Below are 25,637 nucleotides of genomic sequence, written 5' to 3'. Positions count from 1 at the left end.
CGGCCACAGGCCCTAGTATTCAGTTATCGGGATCACGTACGTGGGGTGATGGTCCTGATCTTCCTGACGCCGCTAGGAATATGACCGCACCCCTTTTGGGGGGAAGGACGCCGGATGTGGGATCTTGACGGCCATGAGCTGACAGGTGTCTATGGCACGTGGTCTGAGCGCAGCTATGAGCTGACCGACCTGGAGGCTGAAAGCCTGACGCTGTTGCTGAGCGCCGAAGATTCACCTGGTCCGGACTGGATACACCGGATTCCTGACGAGTTCTACGGTGAGTCGATGCGGTGGTCGCTCACCGTTTCCCGAGCCGAGGTCACAGACATCCACAGCACTATCGTCCAGGGCACGGTGGACGGGGTCTTTGTCGACGTGCTCGCCCAGCGTTTCGACCGGTCCTGGGCGGTGTCCGCGCAGGACACGGATGACGACATTGCCCAGGAGATGCTGCGCCGGCTGGGCCTCGTTCACGTCCCCGCAAGCGGAGCGTGGAGCGGCTGGCTCCCCGAGTCCCAGGTCGCCATCACCGGCCGGGCCAGCTACGTGCCGTGGCCTCAGCCCTGCTGCTGACGCAGGTCCTTGACCATGATCATTGCCGAGCACAGGCACGCCAGACCGCAGTCCGGGCAGGGGTATTCGGTGAAGGAGCCTTTGGACCAGTAGCCCCGGATCCGCACGATCGGCTCGAACCCGTGCCGTGCCAACAGTCCCAGCGATGAGCTGCGCGGGTCGGTGGAGATCCAGGAGGCGACGGTGACGATGCTGCAGCCGGCACCGCGCAGGAAGTCCATCCGGGCCTCGACCAGCGCTGTGCCGATGCCGCGCCGCCTTGCGCCGGGTGCGACAGCGGAGGCCTTCAGCTCACCGACCCGGAGCCCGGCAAGGTCCGTCTCGGGGTAGTTCGCGGTCCGCAGCCGGGCAGCGAGCCGGGCCTTGGCGGCGTCGTCCAGGATGTGAGCCGTCGCCGCGCCCAGGAGGACGCCGTCGGATTCGGCGCGGACCAGGATGGAGTCTTCGGAGCGCATGGTCCGCAGCACGTCGGCGGTGAACCCGTCCCCGAGGGCGGTGTTCAGCAGCGCTGCCGCGTCAATCGCCTCGGCCAGTGTGGGCGGTCCTGCGTACAGCACCGCCTGTGTTGTGACGTCCATCGGCTCCCCCTGGGTCTCTGCGCCTGTCTGCGCAGAGTACCGGTCAGGGCCGACGTTTGGAGGGCTTCTGGATGACGCCGCTGGAGTTCATTGGCCAAGACCGCTGACCTCTGGCGATGAGGCGGTAGTGGCGGCCGACCCTGGTCTGCTTCCGGGCCGGGCCGAGGTCCTCCATCAGCCGGACGAACAGCGCTTCGGCCTCATCCTGTTCCAGACATCCTGCGTACCGCTCCCCGGTGACGTCATTGATGACGGCGTAGCGGACCGGAATCGACGGGTACCACTCCTGCCCGGTGCCCCGGCGGAGATCCCGAAGGGCGCCGTAGAGCCCAAAGAACCCGGAATCGTCCTTGCGGCGCAGGGTCCGCAGTGCTTTCACGCGCTGGGCCTTGTACCGGGCGGCGTCGCCGCGCCGGTCAGGGGACCCGATGGTCAGCGAGGCGCAGTCGCCGCGGAAGCGGAAGTAGAAGAACCGGCGCCCGATCCGGCCGTAGGCCTGGACGGGGACGGACCCGGCGAAGCCCTGGTAGAAGCGGACGCCGAGGTGGGCGTATTTCTCTTCCAGCCGGGCAACGACTGCCGTGTGGGATGGGTGGATGTTGCGGTGGTGACGTGTCACGGGCGGTCTTTCAGGAGGTGGCGGAGGATTCGGTCTGCTCGTCGTCGAAGCGGAGCAGCCACCACTTGTGGTTGTCCACGATCGGGGTGTCTTCCCCGGCACTGTCGATCGGGCCGGTCAGGACGACGTCGCCGGCGATGATGTCATCGGACCGGACGGCTTCGGCCCAGTGGGCCAGCACGGTGGCGCGGTGGTTGGCCGGAAGACCTTCGAGCTTGCCGTTTTCGTTGAGGTACATGGTCATCGCGTACCGCTGCAGGGTCACCGCCTGAATGTCACCGGAGACCAGCTCCTGGAGGGCCCCGAGGTATCCCTGGCCCCTCTCGACGTCGTGGAAGGTGATGTCCAGCGACGGGTCGGCGGGTATGAGTGCTATCTGCATGGCGGTGCCTTTCAGCGGGCCGGAGTGGTGGTCGGGGCGGGTTCGTCGACGATGAGGCGGACCCGGTTCTCCCGGATGGCCCGGCTCAGCTCCCACGGTTTGAGGGCGCCGATCAGGTGGCCGCCGCTGCTCTGGTTTCCGGCCCAGGTGGCCAGCAGGGTGTGGTTCAGGGAGGCGTGGTCGCCGCGGTTCAGGGCCATCTTGGCGGTCGCGGTGACAATCCTGCCGGCGACCAGGCCGAGGTACCACTCCTTGAAGGTGATGGGCGCGACGCCGTCGGCGGCAATGGCCTGCTGGTAGCGGCGGAACTTGGCGAGGGTTTTCATGCGGCGACCAGGGCCTGGTCGGTGACGAAGCGGGCTGCTCCGCCGGTGTAGAGACGGTCCACCAGCCGGGTGACGTGGACCGGGGTCAGGGGCGGATCGTTGGGATCCAGCGGGCCGCCCAGCCAGGTGACCGCGGCGTCGAGCAGCACCGGGTCGGTGCCGATCAGTTTCCGGGCACGGTCGGCGAGGGAGCTGCCGTGCAGGGCGTCGCCGTCGACGGGGAAACCGTCCGGGTGTCCGGCGATGATGGTGGTGCCTCCGGGGCGGACAGTGATTGTCGGGTTCGTCATGCCTTACATGTGTGCGGCGGCACCATTCCCGCTCCCCCGGCCGGCACCCCGGCCTTCAGGATGGCTTCGAAAAGGGTCGTCTGCGAACATGGGACCATGCTCGGCCAAGGATGGAAGTCGCAGTGGAGGCGCGTCAAGAAGGGCCTCCAGGAGGTGGAGACTGTCTACGCCGGGCGTGACGGAGGCAGCGAGGAGGCGCTGGACGCTGTCTGCTTGTTCTTCCAGGCGGCACACCATCTCAAGGACTGGCTGGGCAACGATCCGGAGAGCGGCGTCACCAAATCCGACGTGGACGACCTGATCGACGGGAGTCCCATGCTCCAGCTGTGTGCCGATCTCGCCAACGGATCCAAGCATCTCGCGCTCACGAGAACTCGGACGGGTGACACGTCAACGTCGATCGCCCGGGCCGGTGTGACCGTGCACGTCGGAGAGGGCACCGTCGCGCACAACTACCATGTCCAGTCCAAAGGAAACGAGTATGACGTCCTGCAGATCGCCCGGGCCGCTGTCAGAGAGTTGGAAGACTTCCTGAACAGCAAAAAGCTGCTCGATTAGCCCCGCTCCTCAGAGGCCCGGCGTGCACTGGCCCTGGCCGAGCAGTGCCAGCCCGGAGAGGTCTCCGGCTGCGTAGGTGGTGACGGCGGTGGCGGATTCGTTCATCAGCTGGGTGGGATCGTTGACGTGGCCCAGGCCGACGACATGGGCGAGCTCGTGCTCAATGACCCCGCGTGCGGCTGCGGCGCCGTCGCGAGCAATCATGCGGGTGAGGGCCGGGCCGTTGAGCTCCAGCTGGCCACTGACGTAGGTGAAAGGAATGTCGCCGACGCTGATTGCTTCGCTGCCGCCCAAGCCCAGGACGGTGGTGCCGTACTCGGGGTCGGTGAAGCGGGGCTCTTCGACATGGGTTTCCCAGGCGATCAGGAGCGGTGCCCAGCGGTCCCCGTAGCGGTCCGGCTGGTAGGACACGCGCTTGGCCGCAGGAGCCTCGGTGGTGGCGCCGTCGTCGACAAAGACCAGCCCGGTCGCGCGGGACACCGCGGTGACGGCCTCCTTGATGAGCTGGTCCCCGCCGGCCGGAGCGTTGGCGGCGCGGGTGACGTAGTGAATGGGGCGGCACGGGTCATACGTCACGGGAGTGCCGTCGGCGCGGAGGTTCGTGAAGGCGTAGGAGTTGCTGCCGACGGTGATCGGTGCAGGCTTGCCGAGCGGGCCGCCCTGTACTTCCCGTCCCGGGGTGGGCCGGCCGGTGGCGGACCGGGTGGTGGTCGCTGTCGGCGTTGCCGGAGCTGTCGGGGTTGAGGGTGCTGCGGCAGGCGCCGGTTCTGCCGGCGGCGCTGTTGGCGCAGGCGCAGGTACTGCCGGGGCGGCGGGCGCTGTCGATGCTGGTGCAACCGTCCAGACCGGTGGTGTCGGGGTGGTGGCCCCGGTCTGGAGGACAGGAAGGCTCAGACTGCCCTTCGCGTACATGAAGCTGCCGAAGACCAGCGCGGCCAGGGGCAGGAAGATGGCGGCAAGTGCTGCCCGCGCCGGCCACGACTTGGCGGCGCGGTGCCTCGCTGGCTGGGGTTCGGGTGCGGTGATGAGGGCGTAAAGGTCCTCCTGGGCGTGCGGGTCAGTCATTGTCATCTCCCACAACAGGGCGGCTGAGGCCGCGCAGGACATCGAGGACGGCGTTGACGCCTGCGGTGAAGGTGTCCGGGGCGTTCTCGGGACGTGGAGCGGTGCGGACGCCCCAGGCAGCCGCGGCGTACTCGCGGTGGATCCGTCCCCTCGCGTCAGCCAGATCCTTCTCGGCCTTCATCCGCAGCTCGTGCGGAGTCTGCTGTTTGGACCGGCAGAAGGTCAGGAGGTAACGGTTCCCGTCGGACGGGTCATGGATCGGCATTTCGAGGTAGTTCTCGGCATCCGGGAATTTCTCGAACTCTGCCTTGATGGCCGGCAGCAGGTTCGCGGCGACCTCGAGAGGGGTCAGCACTGAGACGAAGCCGTCCGGGCCGAGGGCAAGGACGTCCACGTCTTCGTCGCCCGGTTCGACGCGGAGGGCCGCGGCGTCCTCGGTGCTGACATCCCGCCGCGTGGCGTTGTTGACCCGGAAGATGACCTGGTTCGTGAACCGGTCCTCGTTGCCGACCCACACGGAGCCCGGGTAGGCGGCATCCACGAGGGAGGACAGGGTCATGAGCACGCTGGAGGGCAGCGGGGTGGCGATCTTGATGTCTACGGTGTCTTCAGAGGCTAGGGGCATGGCACCCATGTGTACGGCAAAGGCCACCGCCCTGACCGCCGTTACTGCGGGCTGGTGGATTCGAGGAAGACCTGGTCCTTGAAGGCGCCCTTCTTATGGCGCTTGATGCTGGCCACGAAGTCCACTTCGGCGCGGGAGTGCCCGTAGGACCGACCCAGGGCGTCCAGGACTTCCTGCAGATCGGCGAGTTCGTCGATCCGGGCATCGGGCGCGGCGCTCCGCAGTTCCTCGGCCTCCTCGCCTAGCTTGGCCAGCAGTGCGGAACGGAATTCGTCCTGCTTGAGGGTGCGGGTGATGGGAATGTCGCCGTTGGCCTCGATGATCGACGGGATCTTGTCGCGGACGAGCTTGTTATAGACGACGTCGGTCATGCGGCGCTCCGGCGGTAGAAGGGTCGGGCCGGCTTGGGGGCAGGCCAGAGCTCGGTCAGGTCCGCGATGCCGCTGGTCGTGGCCAGGTGGATGACCAGGTTGGCGCAGGCGACGGCGTCCTCCCCGGCGTCGTGGTGGGTGAAGGTGGCCAGCTCCAGTGCCTCGACCAGGTTGTTTAGCCGGTAGGACGGGGCATCCGGAAGATGGTGTTTGGCAAGTTTCTGGGAGCACAGGTACTCGAATTCGGGGTACTCGATGCCGTGTGCTTCGGAGGCCTGGACAATGATCGACCGCTCCACCGAGACGTTGTGGCCGACCAGCGGAAGGCCCTTGGAGAACTTGATGATCCGCTCCAGGGTGTTCGGCCAGTCAGTGATCTTGTCCGGGGCGGCGTTGTTGAGGGTCCGGCGGGTGATGCCGTGGATGGCGATGTTCCGGTCGGCGAAGTGTTCGTGCCCGGGCGGCGGCAGGACGTAGGAGGTGGCCTGCTTGGTGACGACGCCGCTGCGGACCATCGCGATGCCGATCTGGCAGACGGACGCGCGCTTGGGGTTGGCGGTTTCAAAGTCGATGGCGACGAAGTCCAGGCCGGCAAGGGCGGCGGACGGGAGTGCCGTATCGGTCATGGGATTGCTCCTGACGAAGAATTGGGTGCGGCCCCCGGGAGGGTGGGTGGTCACTCCGGGGGGCCGTTGATGCGTATGTGTGCGGCGTTTTGAAAAGGTGTCATCGCCTGGCGGCGCGGTCCTCCAGTTCGGCGATCAGCTGCGCCGGCGTCTTGACCGTCAGGGCGGTGACGATCGAGTCGAACAGGGACTTCACCAGGTCTTCCGGTTCCGGTCCGGGCTCCACGGCGTCCCCGTGATCCCGTTCCAGGACGGCCCTCACCGCGGCGAGGGCTGCGGCGTTGTGTTCGGTGCCTTCTGTTGCCTGCAGGGTGGACAGGGCGCGGTCAATGCGGCGCAGGTCCATCCCGGAGACGTCATTCGCTGAGACGACCGCCAGGGTCCCGTCAATGAGCGAGTTGGTGTGGGCGCGGTTCACGGCTTGGGCGCGGGCGCCGATGTACCGGCACAGCAGCAGCTGGGCCAGGACCACAAGCATCAGCAGGACGATTGCGAGCATCGCCAACCACGGAAGAACAGGGGCGGTCAGGATCATCACCAGGGCCACCAGCAGGGTGGCGGCCAGCTCCAACGGGTGCCGGAACGGAAGGAGCCGGCTCGCGCGCAGCAGCCGTTCCCCGTCGTCTCCCCCGCACAGTTCCTCGACGCGCTGGTCAGTGAGGCCGACGTCGACCACGCGGACGGGGGCCACCACGGGGTTCCAGGAGGGCCCCTTGATCTCGAGCGCGTCCAGGAACACCCGGTAAGGCCTGGCAGTGCTGCGGGATGGTGCGGCGTTCTTTTTCACGGGTGCCAGTCTTCCTTACTTCCTGAGTGCTTCTGCGGCGGCGGCTTCAAACGCTGTGATGGCCAGCTCGGCGGCGGCGACATCGGCTGCGCTCAACGCGGTCTGCTCTTTCACGAGGGCCCGGATGGCCGTGGTGGCCTCGTCTGTGGCGTCGGAGGCGGCAATCCGGGAATGCTTCGGCCGCGGTTCCCGATCGTGCTGGGATGCGGCCTTGACGACGGCCTCCCGGGCCCGGTCGTCCAGGGAGAAGTCGCCGCGGGCGTGCAGGGCCTGCAAGACCTTGTCGATGCGGTCGATGTCTTCTGTGACGGTGTTCTCCCAGGGAGCCAGCAGGGCGCCGGAGGCGTGAAGCGATCCGAACAGCTGGTTGATGCGCTTCGCGGCCTTCCGGAGCTTCGCTTCAGCGAGGACCCCGACGAGCAGGGCTGCGGCTCCTGCTCCCGCGGCGGCAGGTGACCAGAAGCGGCCCCAGCCGACGACGGAGATCAGCAGAGCGGCCAGTCCCAGCGGGATCAGGCGGTTCAAGAGTCCGTACACGGAGAGGAGGATGCTGCGTCCCAGGGTGGTCAGTTCGTCGACGGAAGCCTGATCGAGCCCGGTGTCGAGCCGCCGCACAGTTTCGACGGTGTTCATCACGCCTCCGGTGCTGATACGGACGACGTCGATGTAGGGGCGGTAGGGGTGCGCAACGGAGGCAGTCATGTGCCTCATGTGTGTGGCGGCCGGGGTTGCCCTCCCCGGCCGCCGGATGCCTTAGACGAGGACAGGGTCCTGGTCGGGGGTGATGACGGCGAGCTGCCCGGTCGGTGCCGTCTCGTGGCCGGCCTCGATAGTGATGTTGGCACCGGGAACCGGCGGGGTCCACAGATCCGCGGTCAGCCCGTAATGGTCCGAGGCGGGGAACCCGTACCTGGTCGTGTCCGTGAAGCAGCGCCTGACCGCGACCGGGCTGCCGGTGCGCCCGTAAGCCCAGCCGTAGGTGTAGACGAAGTCGATGCGCCGGTCCGGGAGCATCTCGGGAAAGTCGATGCCCACCCCGCGGGCGGTCACCTGGGCCCAGTGGTTGCCGGCGGCCACGGTGACAGCGTCATCCGGGTCACCCGCGACTGTGAACGTGTCGGTCCAATAGGTGTAGCCGCCGTTGGTCCCGGCGCCGCGGCCGGTGAGGAAACGGTGGGTGTCGCTGTCCGGTTCGGTGTTGAAGTCACCGGCCAGGATGGCTACCGGATGCCGGTCACGGTACCGCTCCACCAGGTCCCGGACGCGGCCGTCGATGGCGGTCATCTGGGCCAGGCGCACACCTTCCCTGTCCCCGCCCCAGCACAGGTGCGCGGAGACGATGATGAGGCTCTGCCCGGTCCGGGCCTGCAGCACGGCGTACTCGGCCACCTGCAGGGGCGCCTGCGGGGTGCCGAATTCGATCCTGCCGGCCTCCAGCACCGGCAGGGACGAGAGCACGGCGTTGCCTGTCAGGATGCCGTGCTTGGACCGGGCCTGGGCGGTCGCGGCCACGACGGCCAGCCCGGTTTCGGCGGTGACGGCTGCCAGCTGCGCGGAGCCGTCATGCTCGAAGCTCACCTCCTGCAGGCAGAGGATTTCCGAGGCCAGGACACTGAGTTCGTCGCAGGCCATTCCGGTGCGGCGTTCGATCTCTGCCGGGTCGTGGTTGAGGTTCAGGGTGGTCAGCCGCAGCAGGTGCTCGGCGGGGATACGGGAGAGCAGGTCGGTCACTGGCCGGCTCCGTCACGGTAGGTCGCCTCGGTGAACGCCCAGGGCTTCGGTTCCCTGATCCAGCGCTGCTCGAACCGGCGCTGCTCGGTGGCGGCGTACTCATCGCGGAAGGTCTTGCCCGCAGCCCAGAGGTCCTGGGTCTTGGCGTGCGCTGCCGCTTCGGTGACGGGAATGCCGGCCCGGGTGATTTCGCCGAGCCGCTCCGGGGTGACGCCGGCTTCGATGAAGTCGGCGTGGATGGCCAGGAGGCTCTGGTCCCGGTCGATGTACCGGTTGGCTTCGGCGTGGATGGATGTCGTCCACGTCCGGAGCTGGTCCGGTTCGTCGATTCCGGCCTTGGCCAGCCGGCCGATGGCGCGGGCGTCATCGAGGGTGATCTTCTTCTTCGTGGCGCCTTTGAAGAGTGCCATCTGCTCGCCGCTGGCGTGCCGGCGGGCGCGGGTGAGGGTGGTGACGTCGGTGGTTTCCAGGGCGCGGCTGGCGTCTTTCAGGTCGCTGCCCTTGGTGTAGCCGGCGGTGTGGAGCTGTCGGTAGTAGGCCAGATCGCCCCGGACACCGGAAGCTACCAGGCCCTTGATGACCGCGGGCTTTAGGCCGGAAGCGTCCAGGTCCTTGCCGGAGAACGTCTCGCAGGCTTTGGTGCCGTACTTCTTCAGGTGGTCGGGCGTAATGCCCTTGTCGGCCAGCTGCACGATGTTCCAGGCGTTGCTCTTCGTGGTCGGCAGTGCCTGGTAGAGCCCGTGCAGCAGTTCCGGGGAGTGGTGGTCTGCCTCGATCAGGCCGCGGAACTTGATCCCGACGGCCATGGCGTCCCGTGCCCTGGTGTACTTCTCAGTGCCCAGGAGCGCCATGGTGGCCAGGTACTCATCCTTCGGCGTCGGAAGATCCGTGCTCGTCAGGGCATCGAGGTCCTCGACGGGGGCGGTCAGGTAGGCCTCCTTCTCCCACGCCGACCACTGGCTCTCGTGCCGCTTGAAGCGGCCGATGATCTCCAGCCGGTCCGGGGTGATCCCGTTCTCCGTGATGGAGTTGATGCCGTAGAGGTTCTTCACCTTCCCACCACTGACCTGCCGGATGTCGGTGTAGCCGAGCTCGGCGAGCTGGTCGCAGCGCTGCGGGGTGAGGTCGTTAGACGGGCGGGATCCGGCGTACTCCGATTCGCGGTTGTAGTAGGCGTCCAGCTTCTGCAGGAGCAGCTGACGGCCGGTCTCGGTCGTGGTCATCGCGTACTGGCGCTCCACGGCCGGCACCACGCCGGGCCCGCTGTAGGCTGCGGCATGCGCGAACACGTCCTCCGGGTAGAGGGTCCCTTCGCCGTGGATGGCGTCGGAGGGTGCCGGGGCGGGCAGTGACAGCACGGCGTCGGAGTGGCCGTAAGCCTTGAACTCCCCTCCGGCGGGGACACCGGCGTCGACACGGGGGCGGCTGATCGTGGTCATGGGGCTGGTCCTTACTTCTTTGCTGCGCGGGCTGCGGCGTTGGCTTTGCGCTGGGCTGCTTCGGCTTCGCGGAACTGGCGCCCGCGGTCGGTTTCGATGTCGACGGAGCTGTAGTAGGAGACGTTGGAGTAGTCCCGGCCCATGTTTACGTCCTGCCGGTTGTAGGCATTTGTGATCGCTTCGACGCGCTTGCCGAGTTCTTTGAATTCGGGCAGCGTGTCGATGTCGCCGTGCCGGTCCAGATCGGTGGAGCCCATGGTCCGGTCGGCGTCGGTGACGTTCTGGACGACGACGCGGATGGCCTGGCCGCCGGAGAACTTGTCGGTCTTCACCGAGAAGGCCACCGAGGCCGGGAGGTAGTTGGCTTTCTGGGCCTCGGCGAGGTCCTTGCGGATGTCCTTGGCAATCTGGGCGCCGTCCCGGAAGCCGTCGTACTTGGAACCGATCTCCATGGTGCTGTCCAGGTAGCCGGGGAGGTGTTCGGCGACGGGAGGGGTGTAGCCCTCGGCGAGCTTCCCGCCGGGGTGCAGGGCGGTGTCGGCCGCCGCGGCCTCGGCGATGACGGCCTCCCAGTCGCCGCCGTCGGCGTAGGCCTGGCATGCCTTGGAGTAGTAGTTCGCGGACTCCTCGTAATGCAGGTTGCGGAGGTGGTCGCTAAAGTTCTCGGCGTGGTAGTCGGCCAGGCCGCCGGATTCGAAGCTGCCTTTCACTGCCCACTCGAGGTTGTACTGCAGATCAGGGTCCTGGAAATGCGCCATGCGCAGCGACTCGGGAACTGTCAGGTTCGAGGTGGGGGCGGTGTGCCGGCCCAGGGAGACGGTCGGGTCCTGGTGGGCGTAGGCGGTGAATTCACCGCCGCCGGGAACGCCGGCGGACTTGCGGGGGCGGAGGGATACGTCGGTCATGCCTGGGTTGTGTGCGGCCGGGTGTCAGAAACGCCAGAGGCCCCGGACCTGCGGGGTCCAGGGCCTCTGAGGAGGAGCGTCCTAGTAGTCGATGGCTTTTCGGTCCATGGACTTCAGGGCGGCCAGCCGTGCCTCGATTTCGGTCTGCTCTCCGAGGTCTTCGAGAGAGGCGAACTGGGCGTCCAGGGACGAGGCGGCGAGTTCCTGCTGCCCGCGGACCGTGGCTTCCTGGCGGCGGATGTTCTCCTCGTACCGGCCGATCGCAGAGGTGGGGTCCCCGGCGTCCAGTGCTTTGAGCGCATCATGGACCTGGGACTGCGCGGCGGCCGTCCGGGACCGGGCCACCAGCTCATTGCGTTTGGCGGTCAGCTCATGCAGCTTGCCCTTCATCTGGTCGAGCCCGCCCTTGAGCTTGTCGACGACCTCGTTCTGCGCCGCCAGGCCGGGCTCCTGACCCTTGGCGGTGGATTCGGCGGTCATCTGCCGCTGCAGAGCGAGCCTGGCGAGGGCATCAAACTTGTCGGCGTCCACGCTGTTCCCGGCGGAGCGGAACTCATCTGCCTTGCGGGAGGCAGCGATGGCCTTGTTGCCCCAGGAGCTGGCGTCGTTGACGGCCCGCCGGTAGTCCTCCTCGGCCATGCGAACGTTGCCGATGGTCTGCGCGACGGCGGCCTCGGCTTCACGGATGTTGGCCGAGTAGTCCCGGACCATCTGGTCCAGCATCTTCTGCGGGTCTTCCGCCTGATCCAGGAGGGCGTTGATGTTGGCCTTGGCGAGCTGGGCCACGCGGGCGAAAATACTCTGCTTCACGGGGGTCTTTCTGTCGGTGATGATTTCCGCATCCTATGTGTGCGGCACCGGAGGCAGCCAGCACCGGAAGCCTCAGAGCGGGCCGTAGGACGAGTTGCCGTAAGGGGCACGCCACGTTGCAAGGTCCCGCTCCACGGCGTTCCGCAGGCCGGCGTCCGTATTGACCCGTCGGCGGAATGATTCACGGGCACGACCCTGCACTGTAGACGGGACCACGATCCAGGCGACCAGGAGGGCAATAATGAGCAGGTAGGAGCCGACTACTGCGGCAAGGGTGCCGTTGGCCGCGGCTGTAGGGAGCGCTGTGGCCATGGCGGCCCCCACAAAGACAGCCAGGCCGGCGACCATGACGATGCCGCCCCGTGCACTGCCAGGTCCGCGGCTGATGAGAACGCGGTTTGTGCCGGGCAGGGTGCGGCGGACGCGCCGCCACATCACCAAGCCGACCCAGGTCAGGGCTGCGCCCACCAGGAGCATGACTACCGCCCAGGCGGCACTTCCCGTCAACGCCGCAATGAAGAAACCCGTGAGGGCAGCGACGGGACCTGCGCCGATTGCGCTGCTCCACGCTGCGGCGAGGGTGCCCTGCGTGTCAGCCAGCTCCCGGAGCCGTGACGGCGCGTTGGGCGGGCTGACCTTCGCCAGTTCCGGTGAAAGCCAGTAACTGAGGGGATGGGTGGGTTGCACCTGGTGAGGCATGGGGCTGTCGTGTTCCTTGAGCTTGCGGGCGTTGTCTTGTTCTTGCTCGTCCGCTGCAGCCTACCTGCAACGTGTTGAACCCGAAGGGGCAACCGGAGGGCCCGGCGGGGAGTCGTGGGTGCCGGGCCGCACACATGAGGTGTACCCGCTACCGAAGGAGCACCAATGGCCCAGAGCCGCACCTACACCGTTGTCGAAGCCGACCACTACGACCAGCAGGAAGGACTGACCATCGGCGCACTGGTCGAGGCTGAACCGGCCACCAATTCCGCGCACCTGCTCGTCACCCAGATCGTCGGCTCCACGTTCCCGCTGGACGAACCGATCGCGGTCAACAAGTCCCAGCTGGCGCTTGCATGACCACCCTGGCCCGGGCCGTCATCGACATGCTGCTGACCCCGTCCATGCAGGCCAGCGCCACCGCCGCGCTGGACGCCCGGGGCCTTGGGTCCTGTGACCCCGCGGCATTCACCGGGTTCGTCACCTGGCCGACCAAGGCCGGGACCGCCACGGTCCTCCACTCCCCCGCTGCCATGCTGCTGATCGCCGAGGACCGGCGCGCCAGCGCCCGCCTGGTCGGGGCAGCACCCTACGATCCCGCAGCCATCGAGGCCCGGGACGCCACTATTTTTACGAGAGAAGCCGCATGAAGCCCGGACAACGACCCAACCTGGTGACCGTCCTGATCGATGACCTGGTGACGCCGCCCGTTGCGCAGCGGGTCTCCGACGCCTGCCTGGAGATGGAGGCCAACGGCCGTCTGTCCGGTTTCGACTTGGATGACCTGAACTGTGTCCACTCGGTGCCGCGGTGGTTCGGTTCCACCTCCGGCCCGTTCAAGGGTGTCGGCGGGGCGGCAATGACCTGGTTCCAGCTCACCGTCGTCTACTCGGAGAAGGTCATGGTGCTGTTCGCCAATGACCGGCTGTACGGGGTCGCCCCGTTCGACGCCGAGGCGCTGATGAGGGTGGACCCGGACGACTTCACCCGCACGCCGCTGCCGGCCCCGGGGCGTGGAGCAGCCACGCGATAGCTGGAGCCAGCTTATGCGCTTGACGGTTCCTGGCCATCCCCATCGAGGGCCGTGGCGGACCTCTCGATGTCATCGAGACGCCTGATTGATGCGATTAATCGGGTGTTGTTGGCGATATATCGAGCGAGTGCCCGTTGTTCATCGGTGTTTATGATGGCATCAGGCCCTTTGGCCTTGTCCATGACTTCGTCCAGGGAAAGTGCAAGCGTTTCCCTGAGAAATGACAGGCCCGTGTCGATATATCCGATACGGAATTCGTCCTTTCCGTCCAAGACGACCTCGGCAAGAAGTTCGCGTATCGGTCGGTCCTGCCGCTCCTTTGAGATGATTGTGCTGGCAAGGTCTATCTCATGCTTGGTCTGCTCGTAATCCGCCCGTTTCTTGCGGAGGTCTTCGGCGGTCGCCAAGTCCATCTCCAGCTTGCGGGTTTCAGCTTCAGTCCTCTTAGTCTCGGCCAGCAGCTTTTCCGTCTCCGCTTCGGTTTTTCGTCGCGTGCTGCGCAGGGTGTACATGGCAGTGATGGCAGCAGCTACCGCTCCTGCAGTACCTAGGACTTCAAAGACGATCTCCCACGGATTCCGATAGGAGATTGATATGACTCGGATAAAGCGCCGGTAGCGCGCAAAGTCCTCAGGAGTCTGAGGCGCGTCGTCAAGGGGATTGTCGTAGTGAGCGTTGGCGACCTGGACCAAAAGGCATGCCAGGCTGACCTCGTCTACGGCAGCAAGCAGGTACAACTCTGCCTCTTCGGCCGAAAGACCGCCGTCCGTCTGCATTCTGTACCGAAGTTGAACCGGCTTGACCTGGCTCATGACCTGCTCTGACATGGCTTCCTCTCGCCGCTTTGGGTCAAGAGTAGAGCCGAGGACATTTACGGGCGCGGATTTGGCAGCACATTACCGGCTATCGACACAGGAGACGTACCAGTGGTTGTGGGTTACACTTCTACTGGTGCGTGTTTTTGTTCAGTGGGTGGACAAGAAGCCGGACCTGACGAGAGGCCAGTCGCGTCAGGTCCGGCTTTTTCTTTGCCCGCAGTGGCTGGGGCGCCGTACGGCAATGGTCATGCGTAGACACCGCGGTGGCGGCCGATCACGCGGCGGCGAGGCCCTGCCGGTCGGACATCCGGTGCCGCCACTGGGAGGCCAGGATAGCGGCGCCGAGCCAGATACAGGCGAACATCACCGATGTCTCGCTGCCGGTGGCCAGGGCCATTCCCACGTTGATCAGCGTCCCGATGAGCGATGAGCGCCGCAGTCCGGTGACCAGAGGCGCAAGCAGGTCCTCCTGAGCGGAGCTCAATCCAGGGCCGCCCTGCGCTCCAGGTCAGCCTGGTGCTCCGGGCTGAACGGACCCATCTCACGGAGGTAGCGGCGGGCGACGTCACCTTCGGATTCATGCTCCACGGCACCGACGGCGATGGGTGCCACGATGTGGGCTGCCTCGTCGCCGTTGAGCCGGAACTTCAGGTACGTGCCGTCCGGGCCGGTGACTGCGATGTCCACGGCGCCGCGGTTAGCCAGCCGGGGCGCCCCGAGGGCGGAGTCTTCGGAGAGGCCCCGGACCGTGATCGTGTAGTTGTCCTCCGACTCGGCTGTGGCCTCGGAGAGGATTCGTCGGGTCACGGCAGCAGGCCATCCAGGTTGTCGGGGACCTTGAACGAGGCGAGGATCTGCTCGTGCTCATCCTCCACGGTCTCCGCCGGGTTCTCCTCCAGGGCGGCGATGATATGCGGGATCGCGTGGTAGATCGGGCCGATCATGTTCCGCTTCATGGCCTCCAGCTTGGCCGGGGGCAGCTTGGCCATCAGACCGGGCAGAGAGTTGGCTTCCAGCCAGGAGTTGAACGCCTGGTCGACAATGGTCGTGAGGTCCAGGTCTTCGCGTTTCTTCATGGACGGTATGTGTGCGGCGGCGGGCGCAGTTCTACCCGGGGAGCCGGAATTCCTCGGCCTTCAGCGTCCAGCCGGTGCCGGTGGCGCTGACCGTGACGGTGTAGGTGCCGGCCGGGACGGTGACACCGCCGGTCCCGGAGCCGCCTTTCGACAGCGACATGGCTGTGACGGCTGGGCCGGTCTCGGGCTGCAGGAAGACGATGGCGGGTCCGGTGAAGGAGTAGGTGAGCCGCAGCTCGCCCGTGGTGGTCGTGACCGGGACCGGTTCGGCGGTCTTGATCTCGCCGACGGTGACCCATTCGGGGACGGGTGCCGGCGGGGGTGGGTTCAGCCGATCCCGTACCAGGGAGTAGGCGCTGGTGGCTGCGGCGGTCACCGGCGGCAGGGCCACACCGGTGGCGAGCCCGATGATCGCGGCCAGGAGGACGGAGGACAGCAGCCGGAGGGTGCTGCGCAGCCGCAGGCTCCCGGTCAGCGGTGCCCTGGCGCCGTCGGACGCCCGCGGGCCCGTCAGCCGGAACAGGTCGGCGATCCACCAGATCCCGGCGCCGCCCAGGGTGAGCAGCTTCAACGCCCCCGTGAACGGTTTGCGGAGATAGAACCGGTCAGCGCCGGTGAAGCCCAGGAACAGGGCCAGCAGCCAGGCGGTGCGCAGGGACCGCAGGGGCGGCAGCTCGCGTTCGAACGTGATGCCGTACTGCTCCGCGACGGTGACGTCCCGGTTCTCGAAGAGCCAGAACGGGATGTCCCGCTGGTTCCGGTTCACCGTGGGGATGAAGAAGAGGTCCGGGGCAGGCTCGGGCGCGCCGAGGACGTCCGTCACGGTCTTGCCGGTGCGGGTAATGCTGTCGGCCGTCACAGGAGGCCGTGGGTGCTGAAGGGCTGGGCAGGGTAGTCCATGGAGCGCATGTGTGCGGAGCCCGCTCCCCCTCTCACCACCGGCGGTGCCGCGGTGCGGGTCAGCGCAGGCTGAGGAGCCAGTCCCGCAGCTTCAGGGTGGAGAGGCAGTCGTACTCGTTGTAGGCACGGATGTCCTCGAACACTGCCGCGGCCTCCTCATCGTCCCCGGCGGCCACGGCCGTCCGGTACCGGCTGTACTGGGTGATCGAATCGACCGCCGTCGCGGTTCCGGTCCGGGACGCCGGCATGTAGAGGGGCTCCAGCTTCTTGATGCTCAGGGAACGGGCCGAGAGCCGCAGCGAGGTTTTTACCGTCACGTACAGGTCGAACAGGACCCCGGCCTCCACAAGCTCCTCGACCTCGGCGATCATGACCTGGTGCCGGGCGGCCAGCTTCCGCAGGGCGGTGACCTCGTAGTTGGCGTAGTGGTAGACGTGCAGGTCCGGGTGGGTCCGCCGGCGGTCGTTCACATGGGTGACGAAGTCGATCAGCGCCTGGCGTTCCTGGTCCCGGTCGTGCGCGGTGTAGCCGGTGAAGACGATCCCTTTCCCACCGGGTGCGTGCTCGATGAGTCCGAAGAGGTATTCCAGGCCCCAGTCCTTACCGGCCGGGTCGCGGTAAAGCGGGTCGCCCTCGAAGTCGAAGAAGATGTCCCCCGGCGACGGGGCCGGGATCGAGCCCAGGGTGTGCCCGTCCATGATCCTGTACGAGGTGCCGGCCACCTCCCCGTCGATGGGCGCCAGACCGGTCTGCATCCGGGCCTGCTCGTGCAGGTCGCGCAGGAAGTTGTCGGCCTTGGCCAGGGTGGACTCGGCGAAGCCGTGCATGGTGGTGATCCCGGAGGCGATCAGCCGGGCCCTGCGGGCGGGGTTCATCCGGCGGACCAGCATCAGGTCATCATTGTCCTCGATGCCTTCCTTGCAGGCGTCGCACTTCAGGCACACGGACCAGCGCCGGTCACCCCAGGCGGCGGGCTCGTCCTCGTCCAGGTGTTCGTCGGCGATGGCTTCCAGCCGGGAGCGTGCGCCCCGGTAGCGCGGCAGGATCTCCGCCAGCTCGTGGGTGCTGACCTCGCCGGTGCCCAGGATGAGCCGGGCGACGGGGTGGACAGGCACGCCGGCGGCAGCGAGCTGGTCGGCGTAGGCGGCCAGCTGGAGTAGGGCGGACTCTTTCGGGGTGCGGGAGAGCTTGGTGTCGTTCACGCTCCAGGTTCCGTCGGGCTCACGCAGCAGGAAGTCGGCGCGGCCGTGGAAGGTCCCGTCGAAGAAGGAGCCCTGGTAGATGACGCCGTGGCCGCCGGCCAGGGCCGAGATGGTTTCGTCGTGCCGGGCGGTCAGGGTTCCTCGGGTGGTCCTGCCGGTGACCGGGACCTCGTACACACCGCGGTGCCGGAGGGATTCGAGGACTTCCTGTTCGTGCTGGTGGCCGAGGGCGGTGACCAGGGTGGTCATCTCGTCGGTGGTCGCGGTGGGCGGGTCGATCCTGCCGGCGAGGGCGTCCAGGGCGCGCATTGCCCCGTACTCGCAGTCGGAGGCGGCGACGATGTCCCCGGCGGAGATGACCAGATCGGCGGAGGAGCCGTCGGCGGTGGGAAGGAAGAACAATGCGGCCCCTTGTGCTCGGATGCGTTCCCCTGCACATGCGTAGGCAGACCGGCCCGTTGACCGGGAATCTGCGCATGTTGGCTGGCGGATCCACCCACCCGCCGAAGGACACGACATGCCCAGACAACCATTCCGTACCGACATCGCTGCAGCGGTCCGGCGGGCGGGAACCTCCGCCTGGGGCTGCGGGCGGGAGCTGCGGAGGCTGGAAGGCCACCTCGGCCACGGGGAGCGGGTCCGCCGGATCGCCGGCGCCCGGTACCTGGGCAAGATCGGCGTCATTGTGCTGACGGACCGCCGCGTGCTGTTTATCGTCGAGGGTGTCTTCAGGCGGATCTGCGATGAGTTCCCCTACGCCCGGCTGACGCTGGTGGGCTGGAGGTCATTCTTCGGCAGCGGAACCATCACGCTGCATGTTGGTGCCCACCATGCTGTGGTTTCGGGGATCGATGCGGCCATCGGGAAGTCCATCGTCACGGCCCTGCGTCACGAACTGGCGCGGGTGGATGCCAGGACGCAGCTGGCGTTGGCACGGCAGGACCGGCTCTATACGATGGTCGAGCACATATACGGCCTGCATGTCCCGGAAGACGACGCCGGGTCCATCCTCGAGGAGGACGGACCCGACGGGGTTGCGGTGGAGCGGGTGCCGGTCACCGGATAAGGCCGGTCAGCCCCGAGGGGGCTACTTGCAGCCAGCGAGGATGCCGGCGATGGCGTCGTGCTCGGCCTGGGTGACCCAGAGCTGGTACTTGGCCTTCACGGAGACCTGCTTGGAGACGTACTCGCAGCGGAACGCCTTGTTCGGCGGCAGCCACGTGGCGGCGTCCTTGTCGCCCTTGGCGCCGTTGGTGGGGCCGTCGGCGGCCATCAGGTTCAGCGGGTCGTTGGCGAGCTGCTTGCGCTGCTCCGGGCTGAGCTGCTGGGCGCCTTTCTGCCAGGCATCGCTCAGGGCGATGATGTGGTCGATCTGGACCGCGGAGCTGGTGTCCTGGCCGCGGACGAACTTGATGGTGGTGCCGGTGTACTTGTCGGCCAGCGTGCCGGTGGCGACGACGCAGTTGTTGGTGCCGGGCTTGAAGGTCTCACCCTCCAGGTCGCGGGCGAGGATGTCATTGCGGGTGTCGCAGCCGTTGCGGTCAACGTCAGCCCAGGCCTGGCCGAATTCGTCACGGCTGTAGCCGGTCTTCGGGGCGCGGCCCTTCACCGGGAGGCTGTCCAGCATGATGGTGGCGTCGTCGGCCGCTCCGGGGTCCGCCGGCGCGGCGGGTGCGGGGGCTACAGGGGCCGCGGAGGCGGCGGCTGACTGGACGACGTCGATCGCCTTGGCACCGGCCTGGGCGGCTACGTCGCAGCCGGTCAGGGAGCCTGCCAGCAGCAGGGCAGTAACGGCGGGCAGGGTCTTGGCGGCAAAGCTGGTGATCTTCATGGTCCTCATGTGTACGGCGGGATTATTCACGCTACCCGGGACTGCTGGCAGGCACGGGGAAGACACTGCCGGGTCCATCCCGAAGGACGGACCCGGCGGTGCCCGGAACGTTCGGTCAGCGGATAAGGCGGCGCTCTGCGTCCCGGAACACTTCCCGCAGCTCGGAGGCGAACGTCTCGCCGTCCTTGTGGCCTGTCCGGCCTGCCATGTGGTTCAGGAAGCCGTCCACCATGGAAGGGTGCAGCAGTTCGCCGTCCCGGGTTTCCAGCGTCGGCCGGTCCCCGGAGACGTTGACGACGAACTCCTCGCCCTCGGTCCGGAGTACCGCTGTGCGGACGCCCGGCTCCAGTGCCCCGAGCGATGAGCCAGCCTCCTTGAAGGATGAGGCCGCGGCCGCGGCCGCCAGCGCAGCCTCCGTCCGGTGCGTATCGAAACTCCGGCGAAGGTTCTCAGACGTCTGGGGCTGGAACACCATGTTCCGGCCAGGGTTCAGGGTGGCTCGCTGCATCCACTCGTCGGTGTAGCGGTCACCGGTGTTGGTGCCGGTTGCGAGGTTGAAGGAGAGCGGGCCGACCCGCAGGGTGTGGTTGACGCCGGAAGCCTCGACGGTGAACACCGTGAAGTCGTTGTCGGCACTGATCATGGTGACGTTTCCGGGGAGGTCTGCGTCGGCGACGATCTTCTGTGCGGCCAGCGCGAGGCCAGCGTTCGCAGCCTCTGTCTCGACGCCGTCGGCGACCCGGACCTTGTCGTTGCCGAGCCGCTGGCCCGGTTCGAGCAGATGCTTGACGCCCTGCATGTTCAGCTGGTCGAGGACGGCTTCCTGCTCCTCGCGGGGCAGAGTCTCGAAGCCCTGGGCGCGGCGGTCCAACTCCACCAGCACGTCGGGCATCGGCGGCGTTGGGCGGTCGCGGTTGATGCCCTTATCCATGTGGCGCTGCCAGCTGCCGATCTCAGTGTTGGAGCGGGACCTCACCAGGGAGCCGGCGACGCCGACGGCGAGGGAATCGAGCGGGGACGGTGCGGTCAGCGTGACGCCGTCCGGCTCGCCGTGCCTTTCGGCAGCGAACTGTCCTCCGGAGGGGACTCCTGGCTGGACGCGGTTTCGGTTCTCTGAATTCTTGGTCATGGTTCTGATGTGTGCGGCGACCGGCAGTTCCGTGCCTGCTGGCCCGACCAAGAGGGGAATTCTGTTAGCGGTGGCCCTCGGCCCGGAGCACTGACTTGGAGACGGCGGAGGCTGTGGCGTCCAGTCCGGCGTCCTTGGCACGCTTGATGAAGTCGGCAGCCAGGATGGTGCCGGCCTCCGGGTCACGGAATTTCACCTCAGCCAGGACCGGTGCGTTCTTGCGCTCCACCGTGCCGACGACCGAGCCGTAGGCGACGTTGTCGCGGATCGAGACCACGCGGCAGGCATCGGATTCGAACATGGAGGCCAATGACTCGTTGAACGCGGCGAGGGTGTCGACGTCGGACTGCTGGACACCATCCTTCCCGGCCTCGATGCGGGCAGTGACGTGGACCTGGAATCGCTTCATGCCAGCTCATGTGTGCGGACTTGGCCGGACCGGTCACCGCCGCACACAACCCAGTGACACCCGCTTGAAAGGAAGACAATGGGCCACTGGGACCGACAGCACGGGGAGATCGTCCTCCCGTCCGCAGAATTCGCCGCCGTCCGCCAGGCCGTGCAGAAAGCCACGCACGAGCACCAGAGCAAGGTCTTCGACGAGACCCAGGCGTTCTGGAAGGGACTGACCCGCAAGGAGCAGACCGACCCGGCCGCCTACACGGCAGCGCTCCAGAAGTACGTGGACGCCAAACACAAGCAGCTCTACCCGCCACAGAGCTACTCGTCCTGGAGCCGGCCAGCCCCGGCTCCCTTCACGGAGGAGTTCGTCGACGACGTCCAATGGCGGCTCGGCCTGCCTCCCGGAGGCAAACCGGCCCGGGTGTTGAAGTCGGACCTGCCGTTCCCGACCAACCGGACCACCAGCTTCCCGGCCGGTGAAGGGTCGGTCAGCTTCGACAAGGACACCAGCACGGTCCGCTGGAGCACGAGTGAGAACCGCGGCGCCACCGAGCGGGCCCACAATTCGGCCGCCGGCACTGCCTTCTTCGACCGGCTCAAGACGGTCAAATGGACCCGCAACACGGGCGGGATCATCATGGGCAACAACGAATACGCGGAGGAGGCAGGCCGGGGCGATGAGTGCAGCACCGCGTACGGTCCCATCGGCGCAGCCCAGGAACCGTCCAGCTGCCAGGAGTACACGGACTCGAAAGGCAACCGCGTTACCCGGGCGGATCTGATGAAGCTGCAGTCAGAGCTGTGGGACGCCCAGCGCAAGCTGCAGAACCGGATGGCTAAGGCCACCGCGGCCGCCGGCAGGGGGAAGACAACGGCGGCGTCCAACCGGGGCAGCTTCGCCTCCTACGGGCATTCGGAGCCGACCTTCAGGCTCTAGCAGCAGAGCGGGAGAGGCTGGGGGTGTGTCCGTACACATAATGGAGCATGAGCACCTCCTCCAGCCCCTCCCGTGTCCTTCGCGCACTGCGCGCCGCCAGCCCTGCCCTATGGCCCGCCCGGCTGCGCCTGGCGTCCCTGAAGGCCGCCTACAAAGCCGACAACTACACAGGCCATCCCGAAGAGATGCTGGACGCGATCGACGGTGTTGAGTACAAGATCCGTGACCGGGTCAACGGCAAGCGGCCAGTGAAGGCCGTACCTGCCCCCGTCGTGGAGCCCGCCCCGGCTGAGCCTGTCCGGACTGCCCAGGAGCAGCGCGAGTACGAGGAGCTGACGGCCCGCTGCCACGTGAAAGGCGGCCCCTTCGAACCCGGCCTGGAGGCCGCCGAACGCCGCCTGGCGTTCATGCAGAACCTCTACCGGCACGGTGGCTTCATGGGCCACCCGGAAGACCTGCTGGAAGACATCGAGACCGAGCAGCGCCACATCAAGCGCCTCACCGCGGAGGCCCTTGCCAAAGCTTTCTAGGCCAACAGAGAGGCCCCGGTCCGTTCAATCGGATCGGGGCCTCTTCCGTGTCAGGCTGAGCGCTTGGCCTCTTCCATGAGGAGCCGGTCGAAGCTGTCCAGGCCGTATTCCGGGGCGGTGACGGTAGCGACAATCTGCCGGTCCGCGTTGCGGTCACCGGAGGCCTTTAGTTCAAGGCACGGAACCCCATTGATGCTCAGCGGAAGGTTGCCGTTGTACTCGAGCAGGAGCCGGAACCTGTCTACGGTGATCCGGCTGGTGGGGTCGCCGGTGCTTTCGAGGATGAAGTCGTTTACGGCCTCCGTCTGGCTCGTGAGGAACCGTTTCTCCCGCCGCACGTCGTAGGCGACCAGGTAGATCGTGAGCGCCAGTGCGGAGAAGAAGCCCAGGGGCATAATCGCGTTGAACAGGGGTGGGATGAAGATCGAAAGGATCAGGAAGGCAATGAGAGCCATGATGAGGGCGCCGAGAAAGAGCTTGCCGCAGTCCTTGAGGGGCCGCCCGGTCCACTGCTTCTGAGTGATGGTGGCGATGATCTTCGCACTGGTTGACGGAGCCATGTCAGCTACCCTTCACTTCGAGCAGCGCCTCGGCCAGCACGACGGCTTCCCTGGCTGTTTTCAGATCGTCCTGCAGTCCGCCGTCCGGAGTGGCCACGGCGATACCTTCGGCAGTGCCTGCGAGGCCGAGCATGGCCTCGCTGAGGCGCGCCCGCTCCCCGGCCAGCTCGCGGGAGGACGTGAGCTTCTGCTTGCTCAGCTCCAAGTTGTGCAGGGAGCCGCTGACCTGGTCGATCTTGGCCTGGACGGCGGCCAGCCGGGCGTTGATCCGCTCCGACCGCCCCCGGAAGACGGTCTTCATATTGACCGAGACGCCGTGGAGGTCCGTGAGGCCGGCGCTGGCGCCACCGCCGGCGATGAGTGCCTCCAGACGTGCGTTGCGCTTCGTCCACTCGTCGAACCCGAAATCGTTCTGGTCCGCCGCGGTGCGAACTGCCCATAGGATGTGATTGAGCTTCGTCTGCCTGGTCTTCAGGCTGGCTGCAGCCGTATCGAGGCGCTGCAGAAATTCCCCGTAATTGTCCACGTGTCAGCTGCCCGAGTATGAGGGCGAGGCTTCTTCCTTCATCTCGCGCGAGAGACCCATACCCATGAGGACGAGGAGCGGGACCGCCAGGAGGACGGTGAAGAAGAGGATCGCTCCGCCGGCGAACGGGATGGCCATGATTGCTGCGAGCAGGGCAAAGCCGGCGAAGCTGATGGCGGTAATCGGGGCGCCGCGGGTCTTTCCGCGCTGCATTGCCAGGAGCACGATCCCGGCGGCGATGTTGCCCAGGGCGGCGATCAGCAGGAGGAGGCCGGCGATTACGTTGGCCCCAAAACCGACACCGGACGCGAGCAGCAGGATAAAGCCCAGCACGATACCGACGATGCCGGCGGCGACCCGGAAGCCCGAAGCTTTGGGCTTCGGTGCCACTGGTTGGGACCACTGCTGGGCGTACTGCTGCGGCGGGTAGGGAGCGTACTGGGGCTGCCCGTACTGCTGCTGGCTATGGGGTTGCTGCGGGTAGGGCTGCTGACCGTACGCCGGCGGCGGTGCCTGGGTGTACTGCGGCGGCTGCTGGCTGCCCTGGAAGTTGCCGGGCGCCGTGAACGGCTGGCCTTCAGGCTGTTGCGGAGCCGGCGGCACCGGCGGGTAGTTCTCGGTCATTGCATCCCCCAGGACGTAGTGATGGTTGAAGTCAGATTACATGTGCACGGCCCTGGCAAAGGACAGCTTTCAATCAAGGCTTTCCAAGCATCTGCCCACCTATAAGGGCTGCTTCAGTCAGCTCGTCTTGCTGGGCAGCGGACTCACGTGCACGATGATGACCTGGGTCTCCTTCGAACCGTCATAGCGGAGGTCGTACGTGACCTGCAGACCGGTCAAGGTACCCGGTGCTATGGCGAAGTCGCTCCTCTGATCAGGCTTGGCCGAGATGGACTCGATCCAGCGCTCTGCCGGCTCGCTGGGAATGCCGTAGCGGCCCACGCCGTCCCGGATCAGCCCGGACAGCTCCTCCAGGGAGCCGGCGGTCAGGAAGTACGTGACCTCTGTGAAGTCCGCCCGCCTGTTCAAGCCGTTCAGGCGCAACCGGTCTGTTTGCGCCGTGATGTCCGTGTAGGGAGCCTCGATGACCAGGTCCATGACCCCATCGGTGATGTGGACACTCGGGGCCTCGGCAGCTCCGTCATCCAGGCCAACACCCGACTTCTTCAGGTTTCCCGCCGTCATATCCAGGCGGGCTCTCTTGTCGTCCTTGATCTGCTCTATCCCGGCCTCGTCCAGCGTCGAGTAGACCTTCGCGCCGTCCGGCGGCGCACTGGCGGTCGCCGTCGGTGTGGCCCCGCCGTAGGGCACAACGCATCCGGTCAGGAGCAACGGCACGGCAATGAGCAGGGCGGCAAGGCGCTTCATCGGTTCCCCCAATTGATGATGAGCAGTAGTCTCAGGCTATCCAACAGAAACTCCACATCTGATGCGGGTGGCCTTAGGCATCAACGACCTTCGAGAATCGGCGGTTGGCAGGGACAGTGAGAACTCGGTCCCGATCATTGCCGGAGACGAACGTGATGGTCAGGTTGCCGTTGTCGGCTGGCTCAATGGCGGAGACCTGGTAGGTGACACGTTGGGTCGTGTGGGACCACCAGCGGACGTCTGCAGCGTCTACGACATCCCCGAGAGCCAGTTTATCGGCGCGGACCGTGCCTTCAGCATCCTGGAGCACAGCGCGGTGGGCCAGCCAGTTATCGACCCGGTAGGCTACCTTCGCCTGTTTACCCTTCTCGTGCCTCTCGACGCCGGCAAGAGCGAAGACTCGCTCAAGGTTGGGCACCTGTGAGGCGTACTCGGCCCAGGAGTTAAGACGATCAGGAGCATACTTACCGAAGCTCAGGTGCAGGTCGTAGAAGATTCGATCGGCTGCGGTGCCTACGGTGGTCGCAGGGCACTGCACGGCAATGCCTCCACCAGGGACGAAGTAGGCGCGGTAGCCCAGATCGTCCATCCGCTCGGTGTCGATGTTGAACTCGTAGATGGACCCGGTGAAGTCGTAGAGCTCTACGTCCTCGACCACGATGCGCCGAACCTCCTCGGCGTTCTTCCAGTCGTCTTCATCCTCCGGCCGGATCAACACCCGGTCCTTGTGCCACTGAAGCTGCGTCAACGCACGTCCGCGCTCGAAAAGGTCGATCACCGACTCGCGTGGCAACGCGAACGGCGAAGCCAGGGCCGGAACCGGGAGGGTGTCGTCAAAGCTCACGAAGATGATGTCCATGGGGACCATGTGTGCGGACGAGGTGAAGGCCGTATCCATGTTTGCGCGGCTCAACCTGAGCCCTAGAAGGCGGATATTG

38 protein-coding genes are annotated in these 25,637 nt (G+C 66.6%); 8 read left to right on the top strand and 30 right to left on the bottom strand.

What is annotated here, in order from left to right; translation table 11 throughout:
• Positions 1–114 precede the first annotated feature (114 nt).
• Positions 115–573: a hypothetical protein gene (locus IDT60_RS21720; RefSeq protein WP_191082073.1), complete on the top strand. Its 459-nt coding sequence runs from the start codon at positions 115–117 to the stop codon at positions 571–573.
• On the opposite strand, the gene IDT60_RS21715 is transcribed toward IDT60_RS21720, so the two are convergent.
• From IDT60_RS21715 to IDT60_RS21695, 5 genes are read right to left on the bottom strand one after another with little or no spacing between them, the layout of a single operon-like run.
• Positions 558–1,151, bottom strand: coding sequence for a GNAT family N-acetyltransferase (locus IDT60_RS21715; protein WP_191082072.1), 594 nt, complete (start codon positions 1,149–1,151; stop codon positions 558–560). The genes IDT60_RS21720 and IDT60_RS21715 overlap by 16 nt on opposite strands.
• Before the next feature lie 43 nt (positions 1,152–1,194).
• Positions 1,195–1,770, bottom strand: coding sequence for a hypothetical protein (locus tag IDT60_RS21710; RefSeq protein WP_191082071.1), 576 nt, complete (start codon positions 1,768–1,770; stop codon positions 1,195–1,197).
• 10 nt (positions 1,771–1,780) lie between these two features.
• On the bottom strand, positions 1,781–2,152 hold the full coding sequence (locus IDT60_RS21705; RefSeq protein ID WP_191082070.1) for a DUF3846 domain-containing protein: 372 nt from the start codon (positions 2,150–2,152) through the stop codon (positions 1,781–1,783).
• A gap of 11 nt (positions 2,153–2,163) precedes the next feature.
• Complete coding sequence (locus tag IDT60_RS21700) at positions 2,164–2,478, bottom strand: hypothetical protein (protein ID WP_191082069.1); 315 nt, start codon at positions 2,476–2,478, stop codon at positions 2,164–2,166.
• Complete coding sequence (locus IDT60_RS21695; RefSeq protein WP_191082068.1) at positions 2,475–2,768, bottom strand: hypothetical protein; 294 nt, start codon at positions 2,766–2,768, stop codon at positions 2,475–2,477. The genes IDT60_RS21700 and IDT60_RS21695 overlap by 4 nt, the downstream gene beginning before the upstream one ends.
• A gap of 96 nt (positions 2,769–2,864) precedes the next feature.
• On the opposite strand from IDT60_RS21695, the gene IDT60_RS21690 reads away from it, so the two are divergent.
• A complete protein-coding gene (locus IDT60_RS21690; RefSeq protein WP_191082067.1) occupies positions 2,865–3,326 on the top strand; it encodes a hypothetical protein in 462 nt (153 codons plus the stop codon).
• A gap of 9 nt (positions 3,327–3,335) precedes the next feature.
• On the opposite strand, the gene IDT60_RS21685 is transcribed toward IDT60_RS21690, so the two are convergent.
• The 11 genes from IDT60_RS21685 to IDT60_RS21635 form a co-directional block, all read right to left on the bottom strand.
• Positions 3,336–4,391: a hypothetical protein gene (locus IDT60_RS21685; RefSeq protein WP_191082066.1), complete on the bottom strand. Its 1,056-nt coding sequence runs from the start codon at positions 4,389–4,391 to the stop codon at positions 3,336–3,338.
• Positions 4,384–5,016 carry a hypothetical protein gene (locus IDT60_RS21680; RefSeq protein ID WP_191082065.1) on the bottom strand — a complete coding sequence of 211 codons (633 nt, stop codon included), beginning with the start codon at positions 5,014–5,016 and terminating at the stop codon, positions 4,384–4,386. The genes IDT60_RS21685 and IDT60_RS21680 overlap by 8 nt, the downstream gene beginning before the upstream one ends.
• A 41-nt stretch (positions 5,017–5,057) precedes the next feature.
• A complete protein-coding gene (locus IDT60_RS21675) occupies positions 5,058–5,387 on the bottom strand; it encodes a nucleoside triphosphate pyrophosphohydrolase (RefSeq protein ID WP_191082064.1) in 330 nt (109 codons plus the stop codon).
• The gene (locus tag IDT60_RS21670) at positions 5,384–6,013 is read right to left on the bottom strand and encodes an exonuclease domain-containing protein (RefSeq protein ID WP_191082063.1); all 630 of its coding nucleotides are present in this window, start codon (positions 6,011–6,013) and stop codon (positions 5,384–5,386) included. Before IDT60_RS21670 ends, IDT60_RS21675 begins: the two co-directional genes overlap by 4 nt.
• 100 nt (positions 6,014–6,113) lie before the next feature.
• A complete protein-coding gene (locus tag IDT60_RS21665; RefSeq protein WP_191082062.1) occupies positions 6,114–6,800 on the bottom strand; it encodes a hypothetical protein in 687 nt (228 codons plus the stop codon).
• 15 nt (positions 6,801–6,815) lie between these two features.
• A complete protein-coding gene (locus IDT60_RS21660; RefSeq protein WP_191082061.1) occupies positions 6,816–7,502 on the bottom strand; it encodes a hypothetical protein in 687 nt (228 codons plus the stop codon).
• Positions 7,503–7,553: 51 nt separating this feature from the next.
• On the bottom strand, positions 7,554–8,531 hold the full coding sequence (locus tag IDT60_RS21655) for an endonuclease/exonuclease/phosphatase family protein (protein WP_191082060.1): 978 nt from the start codon (positions 8,529–8,531) through the stop codon (positions 7,554–7,556).
• Complete coding sequence (locus IDT60_RS21650) at positions 8,528–9,970, bottom strand: hypothetical protein (protein WP_191082059.1); 1,443 nt, start codon at positions 9,968–9,970, stop codon at positions 8,528–8,530. Before IDT60_RS21650 ends, IDT60_RS21655 begins: the two co-directional genes overlap by 4 nt.
• Before the next feature lie 11 nt (positions 9,971–9,981).
• Positions 9,982–10,875: a hypothetical protein gene (locus tag IDT60_RS21645; protein ID WP_191082058.1), complete on the bottom strand. Its 894-nt coding sequence runs from the start codon at positions 10,873–10,875 to the stop codon at positions 9,982–9,984.
• Positions 10,876–10,956: 81 nt separating this feature from the next.
• Positions 10,957–11,685 carry a PspA/IM30 family protein gene (locus IDT60_RS21640; protein ID WP_191082057.1) on the bottom strand — a complete coding sequence of 243 codons (729 nt, stop codon included), beginning with the start codon at positions 11,683–11,685 and terminating at the stop codon, positions 10,957–10,959.
• A 72-nt stretch (positions 11,686–11,757) separates the two neighbouring features.
• Positions 11,758–12,384 (bottom strand): hypothetical protein, encoded by a 627-nt coding sequence (locus IDT60_RS21635; RefSeq protein ID WP_191082056.1) that lies wholly within the window; start codon positions 12,382–12,384, stop codon positions 11,758–11,760.
• Between the two features lie 165 nt (positions 12,385–12,549).
• Here IDT60_RS21635 and IDT60_RS21630 point away from each other — a divergent pair, with 165 nt between their 5' ends.
• The 3 genes from IDT60_RS21630 to IDT60_RS21620 are packed head-to-tail and all read left to right on the top strand — an operon-like array spanning position 12,550 to position 13,417.
• Entirely contained in the window at positions 12,550–12,744 is a 195-nt protein-coding gene (locus IDT60_RS21630; RefSeq protein WP_191082055.1) for a hypothetical protein, read from the top strand.
• Positions 12,741–13,034 carry a hypothetical protein gene (locus IDT60_RS21625; RefSeq protein ID WP_191082054.1) on the top strand — a complete coding sequence of 98 codons (294 nt, stop codon included), beginning with the start codon at positions 12,741–12,743 and terminating at the stop codon, positions 13,032–13,034. Before IDT60_RS21630 ends, IDT60_RS21625 begins: the two co-directional genes overlap by 4 nt.
• The gene (locus IDT60_RS21620; RefSeq protein WP_191082053.1) at positions 13,031–13,417 is read left to right on the top strand and encodes a hypothetical protein; all 387 of its coding nucleotides are present in this window, start codon (positions 13,031–13,033) and stop codon (positions 13,415–13,417) included. Before IDT60_RS21625 ends, IDT60_RS21620 begins: the two co-directional genes overlap by 4 nt.
• Before the next feature lie 11 nt (positions 13,418–13,428).
• Here the strand turns inward: IDT60_RS21620 and IDT60_RS21615 are convergent, their stop codons facing one another.
• From IDT60_RS21615 to IDT60_RS21590, 6 genes are all read right to left on the bottom strand, one after another.
• Positions 13,429–14,244, bottom strand: coding sequence for a hypothetical protein (locus IDT60_RS21615; RefSeq protein ID WP_191082052.1), 816 nt, complete (start codon positions 14,242–14,244; stop codon positions 13,429–13,431).
• 265 nt (positions 14,245–14,509) lie between these two features.
• Entirely contained in the window at positions 14,510–14,719 is a 210-nt protein-coding gene (locus tag IDT60_RS21610) for a hypothetical protein (protein ID WP_191082051.1), read from the bottom strand.
• On the bottom strand, positions 14,716–15,042 hold the full coding sequence (locus IDT60_RS21605) for a hypothetical protein (protein WP_191082050.1): 327 nt from the start codon (positions 15,040–15,042) through the stop codon (positions 14,716–14,718). The genes IDT60_RS21610 and IDT60_RS21605 overlap by 4 nt, the downstream gene beginning before the upstream one ends.
• Positions 15,039–15,311 (bottom strand): hypothetical protein, encoded by a 273-nt coding sequence (locus IDT60_RS21600; RefSeq protein WP_191082049.1) that lies wholly within the window; start codon positions 15,309–15,311, stop codon positions 15,039–15,041. Before IDT60_RS21600 ends, IDT60_RS21605 begins: the two co-directional genes overlap by 4 nt.
• 31 nt (positions 15,312–15,342) lie before the next feature.
• Complete coding sequence (locus IDT60_RS21595; protein ID WP_223884027.1) at positions 15,343–16,170, bottom strand: TM2 domain-containing protein; 828 nt, start codon at positions 16,168–16,170, stop codon at positions 15,343–15,345.
• Between the two features lie 100 nt (positions 16,171–16,270).
• Entirely contained in the window at positions 16,271–17,815 is a 1,545-nt protein-coding gene (locus IDT60_RS21590) for a TM0106 family RecB-like putative nuclease (RefSeq protein ID WP_191082562.1), read from the bottom strand.
• 115 nt (positions 17,816–17,930) lie between these two features.
• Here IDT60_RS21590 and IDT60_RS21585 point away from each other — a divergent pair, with 115 nt between their 5' ends.
• The gene (locus IDT60_RS21585) at positions 17,931–18,479 is read left to right on the top strand and encodes a PH domain-containing protein (RefSeq protein ID WP_191082561.1); all 549 of its coding nucleotides are present in this window, start codon (positions 17,931–17,933) and stop codon (positions 18,477–18,479) included.
• Positions 18,480–18,500: 21 nt separating this feature from the next.
• Here the strand turns inward: IDT60_RS21585 and IDT60_RS21580 are convergent, their stop codons facing one another.
• From IDT60_RS21580 to IDT60_RS21570, 3 genes are all read right to left on the bottom strand, one after another.
• Complete coding sequence (locus tag IDT60_RS21580) at positions 18,501–19,244, bottom strand: HNH endonuclease family protein (RefSeq protein WP_370590764.1); 744 nt, start codon at positions 19,242–19,244, stop codon at positions 18,501–18,503.
• Positions 19,245–19,359: 115 nt separating this feature from the next.
• Complete coding sequence (locus IDT60_RS21575) at positions 19,360–20,373, bottom strand: hypothetical protein (RefSeq protein WP_223884079.1); 1,014 nt, start codon at positions 20,371–20,373, stop codon at positions 19,360–19,362.
• Between the two features lie 64 nt (positions 20,374–20,437).
• Positions 20,438–20,782 carry a hypothetical protein gene (locus tag IDT60_RS21570; RefSeq protein ID WP_191082559.1) on the bottom strand — a complete coding sequence of 115 codons (345 nt, stop codon included), beginning with the start codon at positions 20,780–20,782 and terminating at the stop codon, positions 20,438–20,440.
• 78 nt (positions 20,783–20,860) lie between these two features.
• Between IDT60_RS21570 and IDT60_RS21565 the strand changes: the two genes are divergently transcribed.
• Entirely contained in the window at positions 20,861–21,712 is an 852-nt protein-coding gene (locus IDT60_RS21565; protein WP_191082558.1) for a hypothetical protein, read from the top strand.
• Between the two features lie 47 nt (positions 21,713–21,759).
• A complete protein-coding gene (locus tag IDT60_RS21560) occupies positions 21,760–22,242 on the top strand; it encodes a hypothetical protein (RefSeq protein WP_191082557.1) in 483 nt (160 codons plus the stop codon).
• 50 nt (positions 22,243–22,292) lie between these two features.
• Here the strand turns inward: IDT60_RS21560 and IDT60_RS21555 are convergent, their stop codons facing one another.
• From IDT60_RS21555 to IDT60_RS21535, 5 genes are all read right to left on the bottom strand, one after another.
• Positions 22,293–22,802 (bottom strand): hypothetical protein, encoded by a 510-nt coding sequence (locus IDT60_RS21555; protein ID WP_191082556.1) that lies wholly within the window; start codon positions 22,800–22,802, stop codon positions 22,293–22,295.
• 1 nt (position 22,803) lies between these two features.
• Positions 22,804–23,328: a hypothetical protein gene (locus tag IDT60_RS21550; protein ID WP_191082555.1), complete on the bottom strand. Its 525-nt coding sequence runs from the start codon at positions 23,326–23,328 to the stop codon at positions 22,804–22,806.
• A 3-nt stretch (positions 23,329–23,331) separates the two neighbouring features.
• The gene (locus tag IDT60_RS21545) at positions 23,332–23,952 is read right to left on the bottom strand and encodes a hypothetical protein (protein ID WP_191082554.1); all 621 of its coding nucleotides are present in this window, start codon (positions 23,950–23,952) and stop codon (positions 23,332–23,334) included.
• Positions 23,953–24,069: 117 nt separating this feature from the next.
• Positions 24,070–24,699: a hypothetical protein gene (locus IDT60_RS21540; RefSeq protein WP_191082553.1), complete on the bottom strand. Its 630-nt coding sequence runs from the start codon at positions 24,697–24,699 to the stop codon at positions 24,070–24,072.
• 73 nt (positions 24,700–24,772) lie between these two features.
• Positions 24,773–25,558 carry a hypothetical protein gene (locus tag IDT60_RS21535; RefSeq protein WP_191082552.1) on the bottom strand — a complete coding sequence of 262 codons (786 nt, stop codon included), beginning with the start codon at positions 25,556–25,558 and terminating at the stop codon, positions 24,773–24,775.
• Between the last annotated feature and the right edge of the window lie 79 nt (positions 25,559–25,637).

Source organism: Pseudarthrobacter sp. BIM B-2242, assembly GCF_014764445.1.
Classification (GTDB): domain Bacteria; phylum Actinomycetota; class Actinomycetes; order Actinomycetales; family Micrococcaceae; genus Arthrobacter; species Arthrobacter luteus_A.
Note: the sequence above shows the minus strand (reverse complement) of the source record. Positions and strands in the feature narration are given on the sequence as shown.